Annotated in this window: 13 protein-coding genes and 1 riboswitch; of the genes, 4 read left to right on the top strand and 9 right to left on the bottom strand. The window is 54.3% G+C overall.

From position 1 onward, the window contains the following. Positions 1-113 precede the first annotated feature (113 nt). The 9 genes from cobU to WC359_04830 all read right to left on the bottom strand — a co-directional run bounded on the left by cobU (position 114) and on the right by WC359_04830 (position 8,200). Positions 114-653, bottom strand: a complete 540-nt coding sequence (gene cobU / locus WC359_04870) for a bifunctional adenosylcobinamide kinase/adenosylcobinamide-phosphate guanylyltransferase (GenBank protein ID MFA5399751.1) — start codon at positions 651-653, stop codon at positions 114-116. Between the two features lie 6 nt (positions 654-659). Further along, on the bottom strand, positions 660-1,550 hold the full coding sequence (locus WC359_04865; protein ID MFA5399750.1) for an adenosylcobinamide-GDP ribazoletransferase: 891 nt from the start codon (positions 1,548-1,550) through the stop codon (positions 660-662). Then, positions 1,544-2,635 (bottom strand): nicotinate-nucleotide--dimethylbenzimidazole phosphoribosyltransferase, encoded by a 1,092-nt coding sequence (gene cobT / locus WC359_04860; protein ID MFA5399749.1) that lies wholly within the window; start codon positions 2,633-2,635, stop codon positions 1,544-1,546. Before cobT ends, WC359_04865 begins: the two co-directional genes overlap by 7 nt. A gap of 193 nt (positions 2,636-2,828) precedes the next feature. Then, positions 2,829-3,353: a cob(I)yrinic acid a,c-diamide adenosyltransferase gene (locus tag WC359_04855; GenBank protein ID MFA5399748.1), complete on the bottom strand. Its 525-nt coding sequence runs from the start codon at positions 3,351-3,353 to the stop codon at positions 2,829-2,831. A gap of 33 nt (positions 3,354-3,386) precedes the next feature. Next, positions 3,387-4,469 carry a histidinol-phosphate transaminase gene (locus WC359_04850; protein ID MFA5399747.1) on the bottom strand — a complete coding sequence of 361 codons (1,083 nt, stop codon included), beginning with the start codon at positions 4,467-4,469 and terminating at the stop codon, positions 3,387-3,389. Next, positions 4,453-5,388: a cobalamin biosynthesis protein gene (locus tag WC359_04845; protein MFA5399746.1), complete on the bottom strand. Its 936-nt coding sequence runs from the start codon at positions 5,386-5,388 to the stop codon at positions 4,453-4,455. Before WC359_04845 ends, WC359_04850 begins: the two co-directional genes overlap by 17 nt. Continuing rightward, the gene (locus WC359_04840; GenBank protein MFA5399745.1) at positions 5,388-6,185 is read right to left on the bottom strand and encodes an ABC transporter ATP-binding protein; all 798 of its coding nucleotides are present in this window, start codon (positions 6,183-6,185) and stop codon (positions 5,388-5,390) included. Before WC359_04840 ends, WC359_04845 begins: the two co-directional genes overlap by 1 nt. Further along, a complete protein-coding gene (locus tag WC359_04835) occupies positions 6,185-7,246 on the bottom strand; it encodes an iron chelate uptake ABC transporter family permease subunit (protein ID MFA5399744.1) in 1,062 nt (353 codons plus the stop codon). Before WC359_04835 ends, WC359_04840 begins: the two co-directional genes overlap by 1 nt. Positions 7,247-7,270: 24 nt before the next feature. Then, positions 7,271-8,200, bottom strand: a complete 930-nt coding sequence (locus tag WC359_04830; protein MFA5399743.1) for a cobalamin-binding protein — start codon at positions 8,198-8,200, stop codon at positions 7,271-7,273. Between the two features lie 87 nt (positions 8,201-8,287). Continuing rightward, a riboswitch (cobalamin riboswitch) is annotated at positions 8,288-8,415 on the bottom strand. 104 nt (positions 8,416-8,519) lie between these two features. On the opposite strand from WC359_04830, the gene WC359_04825 reads away from it, so the two are divergent. From WC359_04825 to WC359_04810, 4 genes are all read left to right on the top strand, one after another. Further along, a complete protein-coding gene (locus WC359_04825) occupies positions 8,520-10,880 on the top strand; it encodes an oligosaccharyl transferase, archaeosortase A system-associated (GenBank protein MFA5399742.1) in 2,361 nt (786 codons plus the stop codon). A gap of 103 nt (positions 10,881-10,983) precedes the next feature. Beyond that, positions 10,984-11,778, top strand: coding sequence for a class I SAM-dependent methyltransferase (locus WC359_04820; protein ID MFA5399741.1), 795 nt, complete (start codon positions 10,984-10,986; stop codon positions 11,776-11,778). 215 nt (positions 11,779-11,993) lie between these two features. Continuing rightward, positions 11,994-12,866, top strand: coding sequence for a class I SAM-dependent methyltransferase (locus WC359_04815; protein ID MFA5399740.1), 873 nt, complete (start codon positions 11,994-11,996; stop codon positions 12,864-12,866). Beyond that, on the top strand, positions 12,867-14,090 hold the full coding sequence (locus tag WC359_04810) for a hypothetical protein (protein ID MFA5399739.1): 1,224 nt from the start codon (positions 12,867-12,869) through the stop codon (positions 14,088-14,090). It abuts the gene before it with no gap. Positions 14,091-14,120: the final 30 nt, after the last annotated feature.

Raw genomic sequence — 14,120 nt, 5'->3', positions numbered from 1 at the left:
ACTGTATTATAATAGCAATTCATAGCATTGTCGATATCATCGCGTACGCGCTCTACTTGCCCGCACTACCACCGATTATGTACGAAGATTATTAATAGATTATTAAGAAGCGCCTATTTCAGCTTAAGTGGCAGGCCTGCCGTCATGAGTATGACCTCGTCGGCCGATGCGGCCAGACGCTGGTTGGCCTTGCCCAGGGCGTCTCTGTAAACACGCGCCAGAGCGTTGTCCGGCACGATGCCGCTGCCTACCTCGTTGGAGACCAGTATGAAACTGCAGCGCGACCGCTGCATAAAGCCGATGAGAGCGTCCACCTCGGCCTCGACGGATTTTTCGGCCTGCTTGCCACTGGCAGTATCGCCCATGCAGTTGGCGGCCAGCAGTGTAATGCAGTCCACTATGACCGTGTCATACCTTTCTGTCTTATCTGCCAGGGCCGCCGACAAGTTGTCTTCGGCCTCCAGCGTGTCCCAGCCGGCAGGGCGCGACCGCCTGTGCGCCTCTATGCGTTCCCGCATCTCATCATCCAGGGGCCGGGCTGTCGCGCAGAAAAGCACACTGCCGCCCCTCTCCGCCGCCGTCTTCTGCGCGTACGAGCTCTTGCCGCTGCGGGCGCCTCCTAAAATCAGGACTATTTTTTTATCGCCGGTCATATTCAATCAAAACGGAAGGGTGATTTTGAACAGATTATAGCTGGATATATAGGGCATCAGGCGGAGAGATGCGATGCTCAGGATCAGAGTGATCACCTCGCCGGATTCGATCAGCGCGCCGCAGCAGTCGCCCGTCAGGCCGCCGAAGAAACGGCTGAAGAGTACACCCAGGCAGTACAGCAGACCGAAAAGCCCCAGCATGATCAGCGGTCCGATCAGCAGGCCGTTGAGCGGTATGGCGGCTGCCAGCGTTATGACCGTTGCGCCGATAAATCCGCCCCAGCCGGCGCCGCTCTTGAGCGCATAGAAGGAGCCGCTGTCTCTGGCGGAGGGGAAGATCAGCACCAGTCCTGTGACGGCCCAGCGGCTGAGCAGGGGAAAGGTCAGCAGGGCATATACGCTGATGGCCGCTGAAAGGCAGATGTACTTGGAGAGCATCAGGAGGATGGCGCCTGTGATGCCGAAGGCGCCCACCCGCGTGTCCTTCATGATCTCCAGCCGTTGCGTCCTGGTCCTGTTAACGGCGAAGGCGTCGCAGGTATCCATCAGGCCGTCGATGTGATGCGCTCCCGTGATGACGGCCAGCGCTCCTATCAGCAGGACGCAGTTCACCGGCGTCGGCAGGGCCGCGCGGAAAACGATATAAAGCAGGACGAGCACCAGTCCGATGATCAGTCCAACCAGCGGGAAATATATTGTGGAACGCCCGACCGAACGTATCTCTTCATCTGCGGCCGACGTTTCGGGCAGGATGAGCACGGTCTTCATCTCTGCGGAGGCATGTTCGCTGCGCTGCCCGGCCGACGGAACAGCCAGGCGCGTATTGCCTGCGCCTGAATCGGCTGCCGGCGCAGGTAGTATGGTCAGGAAACGGAGCACGGCCAGGAAGCTCAGCATGCGCCTCCCCCGGGAATGTCGGACACGCCGGCGCCTTCAAAGGTGGACATATCGCGCATCACGTTGACAGAGCATTCGGCTAAAAATATGCCCAGCGCCGCGCCGGTTCCCTCGCCCAGGCGCAGGTCGAGCTCGAGCAGAGGCCGCAGCCCCAGGTGTTTCAGACAGGCGGCGTGTCCCCTCTCGGCCGAGAGATGAGCTGCGATCAGGTAGTCCCTGGACTGAGGGCAGATGCCCGCTGCTATGAGGGCGGCGGCGCCCGAGATGAATCCATCGATAACCACCGGTATGCGGTTGGCCGCCCCCGCTATCATGGCGCCGGCCAGCCCACCTATCTCGAACCCCCCCACTTTCTCCAGCACTCGCAGGGTATCGCTGGGGTCCGGCCTGTTGACCGCCAGGGCCTGCTCGATGATCTCTATCTTACGCTCCAGTTGTTCATCGCCGATGCCGGTGCCGCGCCCGGTCACATCACGCACGGGTGCGCCTGTCACGGCTGCAGTGATGGCGCTGGCCGAGGTAGTGTTGCCTATGCCCATATCGCCGGTGCCCACAATGTCTAGTCCGGCGGCCAACTCGTTTTTCAGCACCTCCGCGCCTGCCAGCAGGCTGTCTAAGGCCTGGTCACGGCTCATGGCGGGGCCGGCGCTCATATCATCGGTGCCGAAATCGATCATTTTGCACAGGATGCCTTCGTATGACGGCAGCCCGCCCTTCACACCCATATCCACGATGACCACGCGTGCTCCGACCATGCGGGAGAGGACATTGATGGCGGCGCCTCCGGCCGCGAAGTTGAGGGCCATCTGGCAGGTGACCTCCTGGGGATAGAGGCTGACGCCGCGGACGGCCACTCCGTGATCGGCTGCCATAGTAATAATCACCTTGTTCTTCAGGCGCGGAATGACCTCGCCGCGTATACCGGCGATCTGCACGGCCAGATCCTCCAGCGCTCCCAGGCTGCCGCGCGGCTTGGTCAGGCTGTTTAACCTGCGCCGGGCAGCTTCCTGGAATGAAGGGTCGATGGGCTTCACCCGGCCGATCAGATGTTGCAGTTTAGCTGCGGCATCTATTTCAGTGCTCATACCAATAACCTCGTCATTGCGAACCTACTTCCACCTCGTCATTGCGAACCTCACTTCCACATCGTCATTGCGAGCCCGAAGGGCGTGGCAATCTTGTGATCCCGCATGGCAGTACAAGATTGCTTCGTCGCTGCGCTCCTCGCAATGACGAAATAAATATAGGCGCTCCTCGCAATGACATTATGCTCACCATTTAATATTCGATCCCCTTGCGTTGATGGACGCCTTCCGAAAAAGGATGCTTGATCATAAGCATCTCGGTCACCAGGTCGGCCATCTTGACCACTTCCTGCGGCGCCTTGCGTCCCGTCAGTATAAGCTCCACGTTGGCCGGCTTCATTTTTATCAGGTCCATGATCTGCGCCAGGCTGAGGAAACCCCGCCAGTGGGCGATGAATATCTCGTCCAGCACCACCACGTCGTACTTTCCCCCGCTCAGGGCGTTCATCGCGTAATCGTAGGCCTGCCGCGTCTCAGTCAACAGTTGATCTTCTCCCTTCTTGAAAATGTCGCCCTTGCCGAACTGAACGATCTCAAAGGGCCGGTATTTGTCGGCGAAAAAATGCTCACCTCCGGGCTGTGTTTTAAGAAACTGGACGAACACCACCCTCAATCCCTGCGCACAGGCGCGCAATGCCTGCCCCAGCGCGGCTGTGGTCTTGCCCTTGCCGTCACCGGTATAAACCTGTACCAGACCTTTAAAATCCTGTTCCGACATATAGTCCTCCGCAGATAATATTGTACAGTATAGTCAGTAGTCCGCTTTCCATGCCATCCCCGCAACAGCCTGTGCCAGCTTTTTGCAGTCATCCATGCGGCGCGGCGATATACGCACGTAGGCCGGCAGCCCGAAGGACGAGCAATCGCGTACCAGGAATCCTTTCTCAAGCAGCCGGTTTTTAAAACCGGCTGCATCTCCTACCCTGACCAGGAAGAAATGCGTGTCGGTGGGCATAATCCTGTATCCCATTCCTGACAACCGGCGCGTGAGGTAGGAGCGGCATTTTTGCATGCGGGTACTGCAACGCCGGACATAATCGCCGCATCCGGTTGCCGCAATGCCCGCTCGCTGGGCCGGCGAATTTACATTCCAGGGCGGCTGCACTTTTCTCAGGTTGTTGATGATTGAGGGAGAGGCCAGGCCGTAACCCAGGCGCAGGCCGGCCAGCGCGAAGTCCTTGGTCATGGAGCGGACGATCAAGACGTTGGGCTCGTCCATCAGATCGAGCCCGCCGGTTGATTCGTCCGTGAACGCCATGTAGGCCTCGTCCAGTATAACCACCGTATCGGGCAAGCCTTTGACAAACCTGCGCAGGTCCTCTTCAGGCAGAAGCTGTCCGGTGGGATTGTTGGGATTGCACAGAAAGACTGCCCCCGGATTGTGAGCCTGCGCGAAGGAAGCGAAGTCATCCAGGCTCAACCGGAAGTCCTGATCTTCGCGCAGTTTATATTTTACGATAGCGCATCCGGCAATCGCTGCGGCCAGCGCGTATTCACCATATGTTGGAGACGGTATGACAACCTTATCTCCCGCCGCCAGATAGGCCAGGGCGGCCAACCTGATTATCTCGGTCGAGCCGCTGCCTGCTAGGAGCCTGTCGGCAGCCGTTCCCAGGCTGCCGGCCAGAGACGCCACAAGTTCACCTGAATGCGGATCGGGATAGTCATGGATATTTATTGCGCGCAGTGTGCGGTAGACTTCCTTAGGCGGCCCGTAGGGATTGCAGCAGGTGCTGAAGTCGAGCAGGCCGGAATCTTGCAGACCGGCGTAGCCCGCTCCTCCGTGTTCGATGGGAGGGAGTTTGTGTATGTGGGGATTAGCGCGCAATCCCAACCAGCGCCTCCACCACGGCAATCATTAGTCCCCATATGCCTGCGGACGTCAGCATTACAGCCTGTGATCGAGATACCACAGCATTCGACAGGGCGGCGCCGCCGCCGTTGAGAGTATATTCGCCGCTTTTCTCAAGTTCGATGCCCAGAGAGCCGGCCATGGAGCACATGGTCCAGCCTGCGTTGGGACTGGAGGTCCTCCCGTGCTGTTTTTGCATAGTGCGCCAGCTACCGCCGGCATCGGCCCGGCAGATGCCCGAAGCAACTACGATCAGCAGCGCGCTCAAACGGGCGGGGATGTAATTGAGGGCGTCATCCAGGCGTGCTGCGGCTTTACCAGTATATTCCCAGCGTCCGTGATATCCGATCATGGCGTCGAAGGTATTTACGATACGGTATATCAGGGCTCCCGGCAGGCCCAGGATTGCGAAATAAAAAAGCGGCGCTACGAAGCTGTCGCAGAGGTTTTCAGCGCAGGACTCGACGGCCGCCGACATAAGCTGTTCGTCTGATAGCCCCGAGGTATCACGGCTGACCAGCGACTTTGCCTTCCGCCTGGCCTGCGCCGCATCGTTGCGTTGCAGGCACAGCCTGACGTCTTCCACGGCCTTCCACAGCCCTTTCAGGGCGAAGGTGTTCTTGAAAAGATATGCTGAAACAAGTATGTAAATGACCGGATTGAGGCTGAGCAGGAAAGTAAGGCCGAGCCAGAGAGGAACGGCTATTGCGATACAGGTCATCACGACCATGACGGCGCCGAATAACAGTTGGCGGCGGGGACCTTCAGGCGGCTCGAGTTTAAGCTCCAGGGAGATGAGCTTGCCGAGCCAGGCCACGGGATGCCAGGCATTGGAGGCCTCCCCGATCAATGCATCCAGCAGAAGGGCGATGGACAATATATACAGGCCTGAAAGCTCCATTATTTGCGCTCCCCTTCAGCGGCTGACGTTATCATAGCTGTAGGAAGTCCGTTAACCGGGTGGGGGTAGACTGTGACGCCGATGCCGAAGGCCTCCTGCAGTGTGCGGCTATTGATCACTTCATCCGGCCCGCCCTCTTTATAAACGGCGGCGTCCTTGAGGACGATAATGCGGTCGCCGAACTGTGAGGCCAGGTTGATGTCATGCAGGGCTGCGACGATGGTGAGCCCCCTGTCCCGGCAGAGCTTTTTAAGGAAATCCAGTATGCCGGCCTGGTAATTGATATCCAGGCTGGCCGTGGGCTCATCCAGCAGCAGAATGCCGGCCTCCTGCGCCAGCGAGCGGGCGATCAGGACCCTCTGACGTTCGCCGCCGGAAAGCTGGTTGATGCGGCGGCCGGCCAGCCGTGCGGTCTCCGTGGCCTCCATGGCATTGGCAGCTGCCAGAATATCGCTGCTGCCCTCGTATCTGAGCAGCCCCAGGTGCGGCGTGCGGCCCATCAGCACGATCTCCATGGCCGTGAAAAGTTCGGGCAGCGAAGCGCTCTGCGGCATGAGGGCGATATTACGGGCGATATCTGTGCGGCTATAGCTGCCCAGCGGCCGTCCGTCCAGGCTGATCGAACCCTCGAACGGCCTCAGCAGCCCGCATATGCCCTTGAGCAGTGTGCTCTTGCCCGAGCCGTTAGGCCCGATAAAAGTCAGGAACTCTCCGGGCCGGGTCTGCAGCGTGATATCGTGAAGCACGGTCCTTTCGCCGTACCGGAAACCTGCTCTGACCAGGGATATGACCGGCATCAAAACACCGCCTTTTTTTTCTGATTGAGCAGGTAGAGGAAAAAGGGCGCGCCGATAATGGCCGTGATGATTCCCACAGGTATCTCGGTGGGGGCCATGATGGTCCTGGCGGCTGTGTCCGCCATTATCAGGAAGGCCGCCCCTCCCAGCAATGACATGGGCAGCAGCAGGCGGTAGTCCGGCCCGCAGGTCATCCTCACGGCGTGGGGGATGATGATACCCACGAAACCGATGGCGCCGCAGAAGCATACGGCTGCAGCAGTCGTAAGGGTGGCTGCCACTAAAATGATCAGCTTGGTGCGCTCGACATTTATGCCCAGCTGTTCGGCCTGCTCCTCGTCCAGCTGCATTACATTAAGAGGGCGTGCCATCAGCAGCAGTACCGTCACTCCGGCGAAAATGTAGGGTATCATGACCGCCACTCGCCACCAGTCAGCCAGGGAGAAGGTGCCCAGCAGCCAGAAAACGATGCCGTGCACTTTTTCATCCGATATGATGATGAGATAGGAAGTGATCGAGGCTAAAAACGCCCCCACCGCCACGCCGCCCAGTATGAGGGTGGTGATGGGCAGCGTGCGGCCGGTCCTCGCTATAGAATAGACGGCTGCCACGCTGAGTATGGCGCCCAGGAAAGCCAGCACGGGCACCAGGGCGGCCGGCACGGCGGCCGGCAGCATAAAGCCGGCCACGGCGCCCAGCGCCGCCCCCTGTGAGACGCCTGTAAGATAGGGATCGGCCAGCGGGTTGCGGAACATACCCTGGTAGGCCGCGCCCGCCACCGCCAGAGCGGCGCCGGTGAAACCGGCCATGATAATGCGCGGCAGGCGGATGTCCCAGATAATGGTGTTGTAAATAGCAGAATAGGCATCGGCTTTACCCGGTGCAAATATCCTTGCCTGCAAAATGGCCAGTATATCCTGGAAGGGGATGGCCGTGCTGCCGACTGTGACGGCCCAAAGCCCCACCCCGACCAGTACCAGGGAAGCCAGCATCAATAGCAGCCTTCCGCGCTGCGCTCTGGCACGGTACAGGGCCAATTCAGTTTTTAATGCCGTTTCCATCGTAAAATTGTTATTCCCCGGGCATCATTCACTGCCGGACTTGCTGAAGAGGTTCGGGTGAAGGAAGGATGCCGTTTGTTCCAGGGCCGTTATGCAGCGCGGGCTGTGGCGGTAGATCAGGTCCCCCTCGATTTTGTAGACCCGGCCGTTTTTAACGGCGGACGTATTGCTCATTCGCGGGTCGGTGATAATGAAGTCCCACAACGCATCGCCCTTTTCGTCCATGCTGGTCGGCACTATGATGATCTGCGGGTCGGCGCTGATAATCGATTCCAGGTTCATGGAGGCGAAGCCGTTGATCTGCGACGCTATATTGGTGCCTCCTGCCAGGCGTATGATGTCGTCGATGAGAGTGGATTTGCCCGCCGTCATTAAGGGATCGTTCCAGATGACGAGCAGCGCACGGGGGCGCTGCTCGGACGCCAGGCCGGCGGTGATTGTAGTTACGGCGTCCACGCGTTTTTGCAGGTCGGCTGTCAGCGTTGCGGCGGCCGCGTCGGCGCCGCACAGCCTGCCTGTGAGCGCGATGTCCTGAATAACGCCCTGCACCGTTTTGGGATGCAGCGAAACGACGCGGAAGCCCATTTTCTGCAGCTGCGGTGTAGCGCTTTTGTTATGGATTTCGGCTGCCAGCACCAGGTCCGGCTTGAGCGCCACCGCCTTCTCAATATCCACCGTACTGAAACCTCCCACTTTGGATTTGTCTTTAGCGGCGGGAGGATAGTTGCAGAACTCCGTCACGCCTATCAGCCTGTCCTGCAGGCCCAAGGCGTAGATTATCTCGGTATTGGCCGGGGCCAGGGAAATGATACGCTCAGCGGGGGGCGCCGAAGTTATGATATTGCCGGAGTCGTCTCTCAATCCCTCGAGTGAAGACGGCGCGGCGCATGCGCATACACATAATACGGCGGCCAGCGCCGCGCAAATAACCGCTTTATTCCAGGTATTATACAAAGATCACCTCCGCGATAAATAAAAAACCCCTGCCCGTGCGGGCAGGGGGATCGTTAACAAATAACAAATCCCGCCCCCTTACTCCGCGGAGGCAGCTTTTCGGCAGGGTGGCGTTCTGACTTTCACAGTAGGCGGGACTGTACCGGTATCGCACCGGTTTGCACTCCTTTTAAGCCTGCGGTCACCCGCGGGCGCCCTGCTTCAAATATTCAGTTGGCTAAAGCATATAGTTTTAACCGCCCGATGTCAAAATACATCAGCTCAAATTCATTGTCATAAACTGAAGCTTAACGTTATAATCTATCGCAAGGTTAAATATATGGCGGTTAAGAAGGCAGGGTCCTGGGCGATCGTCCTGTTGCTGCTTGTAGTAATTATTGCGCTGGCTCTCTGGCTGCGCGTGGCTCTTCCTTACGACCAGGTGTTTGTCAGGGACTGGGTGAAGATGACGGGCGTGGACGCCTATTACTACATGCGCCTGGTGGACAACCTGATGAAGCACTTCCCTCAGCTCACGCAGTTCGATCCCTATCTGCTTTATCCCGGAGGTGTGCCGACCGGGGCTCATCCCGATTTCTTTGCCTATTTCATGGGAGGCGTAATATGGATTCTCAGCCTGGGAAATGCCGACCAGCATACGGTCGATGTGATATCCGTTTATATACCGCCCGTGCTGGCGGCTTTGACCATACTGGCTGTGTTCTTCATCGGCCTTTTGCTGGGCAATAAGTGGCTGGGCCTGATGTCAGCCGGTCTGCTGGCCATCATGCCGGGAGAGTTCCTCAACAGGTCGTTGCTGGGTTATACCGACCATCATATCGCCGAGGTATTTTTCTCTACCGGCATCATGCTGTTTGTATTCCTGGCGTTAAGGGCGGGCCACGGAAGACCGCTGGGCGATATGGTTAAGGCAGGCTGGGCCGGCGTCGGCAGGATTTTGACGTTCAGCATTCTGGCCGGGATTTTCATGGGTCTCTATATGCTGACCTGGGCCGGCGCCCTGCTGTTTGCGCTGGTTCTATTTTTATTCATCGTGGTGCAGGCCGTGGTCGACCATTTGCACGGCCGGCCTACCGGCTATCTCGGCCTTCTGGGCGTTTGTCTTTTCGGAGTGGGCCTGATTGTATACATTCCGGCGATACACGGTATTTCAACGGCAGCTGCGCTCGCTGCAGGATTGCTGGTATCTGTATTATTGCCTCTTCTTTCCGGATGGATGAACGGCAGGGGATTGAGTGGCTTTTACTATCCGATCGTTATAGCGGGGCTGGCTGTGATGGGAGCGATCCTGCTGGCTGTGATCGGCCCGTCGATGTTCAGGTGGGTGACGGGCAGCCTGGCAACCATTTTTATCTGGCCGATTGGGACGACCGTAATGGAGATGCAGCCTCTGCTCATGCAGCAGGACGTTTTCACCTTTGCGGTGGCCATGGGAAACTATATGCTGGCCTTTTTCTTGAGCATGATATGTATGGGGGTGCTGTTCTATCAGGTGATAAAGAAAGGGGAGGCGAATGTGACGTTGTTGCTGGTGTGGAGCGTTATCATTTTGCTCTCCGCCCTCTCCATGCGGCGTTTCGCCTACTATTTTGCGGTCAACGTGGCGCTGCTGACGGGTTACCTTTGCTGGATCCCGCTTGAAGCGCTGGTCAGAAAGAAAAATGAGTCGGTTGCAGCGGTCGCCGCACCGCAGCCTTCGGCCAGAGGGAAAAAACGCGCAGCCAGACAGGCGCAGCAGTCGAGGCGGACCTCCCTGCAGGGCAATATTGCCGTCGCGGCGGTGATGGTTGTGATAGTGCTGCTCGTGTATTATCCCAATATAGGACCGCTGCCCAACGGACAGCGGCCGTCCATCGACCTGGCCAGAAGGCCTCTCTTCGCTCCCTCAGATGCCTGGTGCGAGGCCGTGGACTGGCTACGGACAAATACGGAGGAGCCGTTTGGTGATGCGGATACTTACTACGGATTATACAACCCCCCCGGCCAACCCGGCGGCTTTGAGTATCCGTCAGATGCCTACGGGATTTTAGCCTGGTGGGATTACGGCTACTGGATAGCCAGGATAGGTCAACGGCCGCCAGCTACCAATCCTGGTACCGGAGCGCTCGAATCGGCCTATTTTTTTACCGCGCAGGACGCTGCATCGGCTGAACTGACCGTCGATAAATACAGGGCACGCTACATTGTCGTGGACAATGAGATCGCCGCTCATGACGGCAAATTCCATGCGCTGGCCACCCTGAGCGGCGCGGATTATTCGCGTTATTACGATGTGTTCTTGACGAAGCAGAATAACCAGTATGTACCTGCCATTTATTTCTTTCCGGAGTATTACCGCAGTATGGTGGCCAGATTATATAATTTCGATGGTAAGGCGGTCGTGCCGCGCAGTGTCCCTGTCATCCAGTACAGGGAGTTTGCCGCGCAGAACGGCAATGTATATAGAGAGATCATCGACAGCAGAGTGTTCGCATCGTATGAGGCTGCAGAGCGGTTCGTAGGGGAAAACAGCGACAGTAACTATATTATCGCTGGGGATGATTCAGGGGAAAGCCCTGTACCGCTAGAGGAGTTGAAGGACTACAGGCTTGTTTACAGTTCGAACCAGAAAGTACCTGTCGGCTCCAGGTCACAACCCAACATCAAGATTTTTGCATATGGGCACAATTTGACACCATGAGTAAGCGGTGTGGGATGGCGGTAACAGGAAAGCACGGAACAGGACGATCCGATGTTTTTAGCTGTTATATAGTCACAAACTGGTCAAGAGGAGACGTGTAAAAATGGGGAGAGACTGGGATATCAAGAACCACTGGGGCAAAGCTGCTCAAGAAGGGGCGGCATATGCCCCAGAGATTTTCCCGCTTAAATACTGTGGCACATTCAAAGACTATAATATACAACATCTTGAGATGAAAACACTCTCGAATTATATTGAAAATGGGGACACCGTTGTCGAGATAGGATGTGGTAAGGGATACACTGGTTTATATATGGCGTGGGCTAAGAAAATATCCATACTTGGCATCGACTACTCTGAAGAAATGATATCGGAAGCTGAAAAAAATAAGATGCAAATTGAAAATACGCTGCAAGGGGACATAACATTCAGCCTGGGAAACGTCGTGGATTTAGAGTTAAATAGAACCTTTGATATTGCTTACACTGAGAGATGCTTAATCAATATACCTACCTGGGAAGAGCAGAAAGCTGCAATACGGCGAATTGGCCGAATCATCAAACACGGAGGGCTTTTCCTAATGCTTGAGGGCAGCCGGCAGGGACTTATCAGGCTGAATGAATTGAGAACTAAAAATGGCCTGAGTGAAATCGAGGTGGTATGGCACAACCTTTTTTTTGATGATCAAGATCTGATTAACTTTGCGGCAGATTTCTTTGAACTGATAGAGATAAATAATTTCTGCAGCACATATATGCTAATATCTCGCGTACTGTACCCCGCTCTCATATTTCCTGAACAACCGAAATACGAGGCGAGAATAAACGAACTTGCTGCGGAAATGCCGAATTTCGGTGATTTCGGATATGAAAAACTTTTTGTTTTCAAAAGAAAATAAAACTTGCTGATGCAAATAGACCGTTTAGATCATAACTACCCGCCCGGCAAGTAAAAGAACACTTGACGCCCTCAGGTGAATGGAATACTGTATCTTCGAGAAAATATCCAGGAATTCCGTATTTGGTCAAATAGATTATTGAGATGCGTCATGAGAATTTCAATAGATGTGGCGAATTGACGACGGAGCTCTGCTACGTATGCCAAAGCCCGCGTGTGAAAAGCATATTAGATCGCGAAGGATTTGAGCATTTAGCCTGTAGTGACTGCCGCCTGCTACAATTGCATCCCAGTCGCTTTGTATCAGGCAATGGTTTTTATATAGCATCATATTTCAATGGGCAGATGTTTCGAGAGACCAACGGTAAGTACGGTTATCCTGAATGCTATGCTGATCTCTCAACAACTCACAGGGCAGCTCATTATAGAGAATACATTAATGAGATTATCCGTCTGTTTGGCGCCGACCAAAGCCGCACACTGAAGATTTTAGATTTTGGTTGCGGCTATGGATTCTTTTTGAAGACATTGCTTGAAAAGGCAAATGGCATATCGAGTATAGAGGTATGCGGCATTGAACTGAATGCCGAGGTTTGCTCTACAGCAAGGACAACTCTTAATGGTGCCCCGGTGTATTGCGTCGACCTGAAGACTGACGACAGCACCATACCTCGAAGCTACTTTGATATGATCACTATGCTGGATGTTCTGGAGCACCTGGATGACCCGCGGATATACCTGAAACGGCTGGCCGCATACGCTAAAAACAATGGATACCTGTTACTCAGCACTCCTAATGTTGAATCATTTAATGCGCGCCTGTATCGCGATAAATGGGCGCTCCATTCGCCGCCATATCACCCATATTATTTTGGGCCTCGGAGTATCCGAATTTTACTTGAACAGACTGGCTGGCGGATTGTGAGTTTACATACAGAGCGTACCATTTTTCATAATGAACGTAGCGGTATGGAAACATGGCGAGGCAAGCTGGCTCGAGCAATGTTTCAGAACCGCATTTGGGATCTGCTGAGCAATCGTGTTTTGCATATCGGCTCAATTATGGTGGTATTGGCCCAGAGATATTGAATGACTAATACAATTGGCAAAGGCAACGAACCCCGCATTTTTATTGGATTGCATGAAATCGCCAATATTGGCGCAACCTATAATAAGGCATTTAGAGCACTTGGCATTCAAACGCATATTGTGATGAGGGAGAGGAATCCTTACTTTACTCATGAACAGTATGACGTAGTCATAGCAGACAGGCTTCTAAAAATGAGTGATGGTCCGCGTTTCTTCAAACCCATCCGGTTCCTGTTACAGGAACTGTTTGTATTTGTAGAATTTGTCAAGGCTTTATTTCTTTACGATGTTTTCATTTTCATTTATGGTAGTTCCTTTTTTCTCTGGAATTATTTCGATTACCCGATATTAAAATTCTTCAAAAAGAAAATCGTATGTGCATTTTGCGGCTGTGATGTGAGGCACTGGTCGGCTTTTGACCAGGAATTTGAATCGTTAGGATTAAATATATCGTCTCTATCGGTGTGTAAACAGTGTGACACAAAGTCTATATGCCGTTTACGTGAAAAAGTCAGAACCGTGCAATTTTCTGAGAGATACAGCGAGCTTATTCTTTCTCAAAGAACGATGTCTCAATTGTTGACCATGCCCTATATGCGCATCAATGTCCCGCTGGCATTGGATGAGTACGAATTTAATATACCTGCAAGGGATGTTCCTGTAGTTATACATGCGCCAACCAGCAGAACCATTAAGGGGACTGATTATATCCTGGCAGCGGTGGATCAGTTGAAGCGCGAGGGAGTTAAATTTGAGTTCAGGATTATTGAGCAGACGAATAACCTGGAGTTACGAAAAATCCTTACAGATTCTGATATTGTTGTTGATTTCTTATTTATTCAAACTGTCGGTGTGCTTGCTTTAGAAGCTATGGCCACGGGTAATGCGGTATTATCGGGCGTGATGAAGGATTACGAGCTGATTCCCAATGGTTGCCCGGTTGTTGCGATAACTCACGACAATGTGTATGAGAACTTGAAGCGCATTGTACTGGATAAAACTTTCAGGCTTTCTTTGGCAATTGCCGGCAGGAAATTTGTGGAGACTTATCACGATCATATAAAAGTCGCCAGACAGATTCTTGGCTGGTTGGAACCGGGTGGCATAGAGAAATATGATTATTATCCGGATTTTGCTGAGAAATATTATAGATTACCGAATGATTTGCTGAAAAAGGAGCAGTTCTATCTGATCGAGGATACAATACGTTTTCTTCGCCGGTGAAATATGAATCGCTTGATTATTAATAGCTAC

The sequence above is a fragment of the Dehalococcoidia bacterium genome (assembly GCA_041653995.1).
In the GTDB taxonomy this organism is placed as follows: Bacteria; Chloroflexota; Dehalococcoidia; order GIF9; family UBA5629; genus CAIMUM01.
Note: the sequence above shows the minus strand (reverse complement) of the source record. Positions and strands in the feature narration are given on the sequence as shown.

Coding starts and splice junctions, on each gene's coding strand:
- WC359_04825 (MFA5399742.1), top strand. CDS start 8,520: ATGGCGGTTAAGAAGGCAGGGTCCTGGGCGATCGTCCTGTTGCTGCTT.
- WC359_04820 (MFA5399741.1), top strand. CDS start 10,984: ATGGGGAGAGACTGGGATATCAAGAACCACTGGGGCAAAGCTGCTCAA.
- cobT (MFA5399749.1), bottom strand. CDS start 2,635: ATGAGCACTGAAATAGATGCCGCAGCTAAACTGCAACATCTGATCGGC.
- WC359_04835 (MFA5399744.1), bottom strand. CDS start 7,246: ATGGAAACGGCATTAAAAACTGAATTGGCCCTGTACCGTGCCAGAGCG.
- WC359_04865 (MFA5399750.1), bottom strand. CDS start 1,550: ATGCTGAGCTTCCTGGCCGTGCTCCGTTTCCTGACCATACTACCTGCG.
- WC359_04810 (MFA5399739.1), top strand. CDS start 12,867: ATGACTAATACAATTGGCAAAGGCAACGAACCCCGCATTTTTATTGGA.
- cobU (MFA5399751.1), bottom strand. CDS start 653: ATGACCGGCGATAAAAAAATAGTCCTGATTTTAGGAGGCGCCCGCAGC.
- WC359_04840 (MFA5399745.1), bottom strand. CDS start 6,185: ATGCCGGTCATATCCCTGGTCAGAGCAGGTTTCCGGTACGGCGAAAGG.
- WC359_04845 (MFA5399746.1), bottom strand. CDS start 5,388: ATGGAGCTTTCAGGCCTGTATATATTGTCCATCGCCCTTCTGCTGGAT.
- WC359_04855 (MFA5399748.1), bottom strand. CDS start 3,353: ATGTCGGAACAGGATTTTAAAGGTCTGGTACAGGTTTATACCGGTGAC.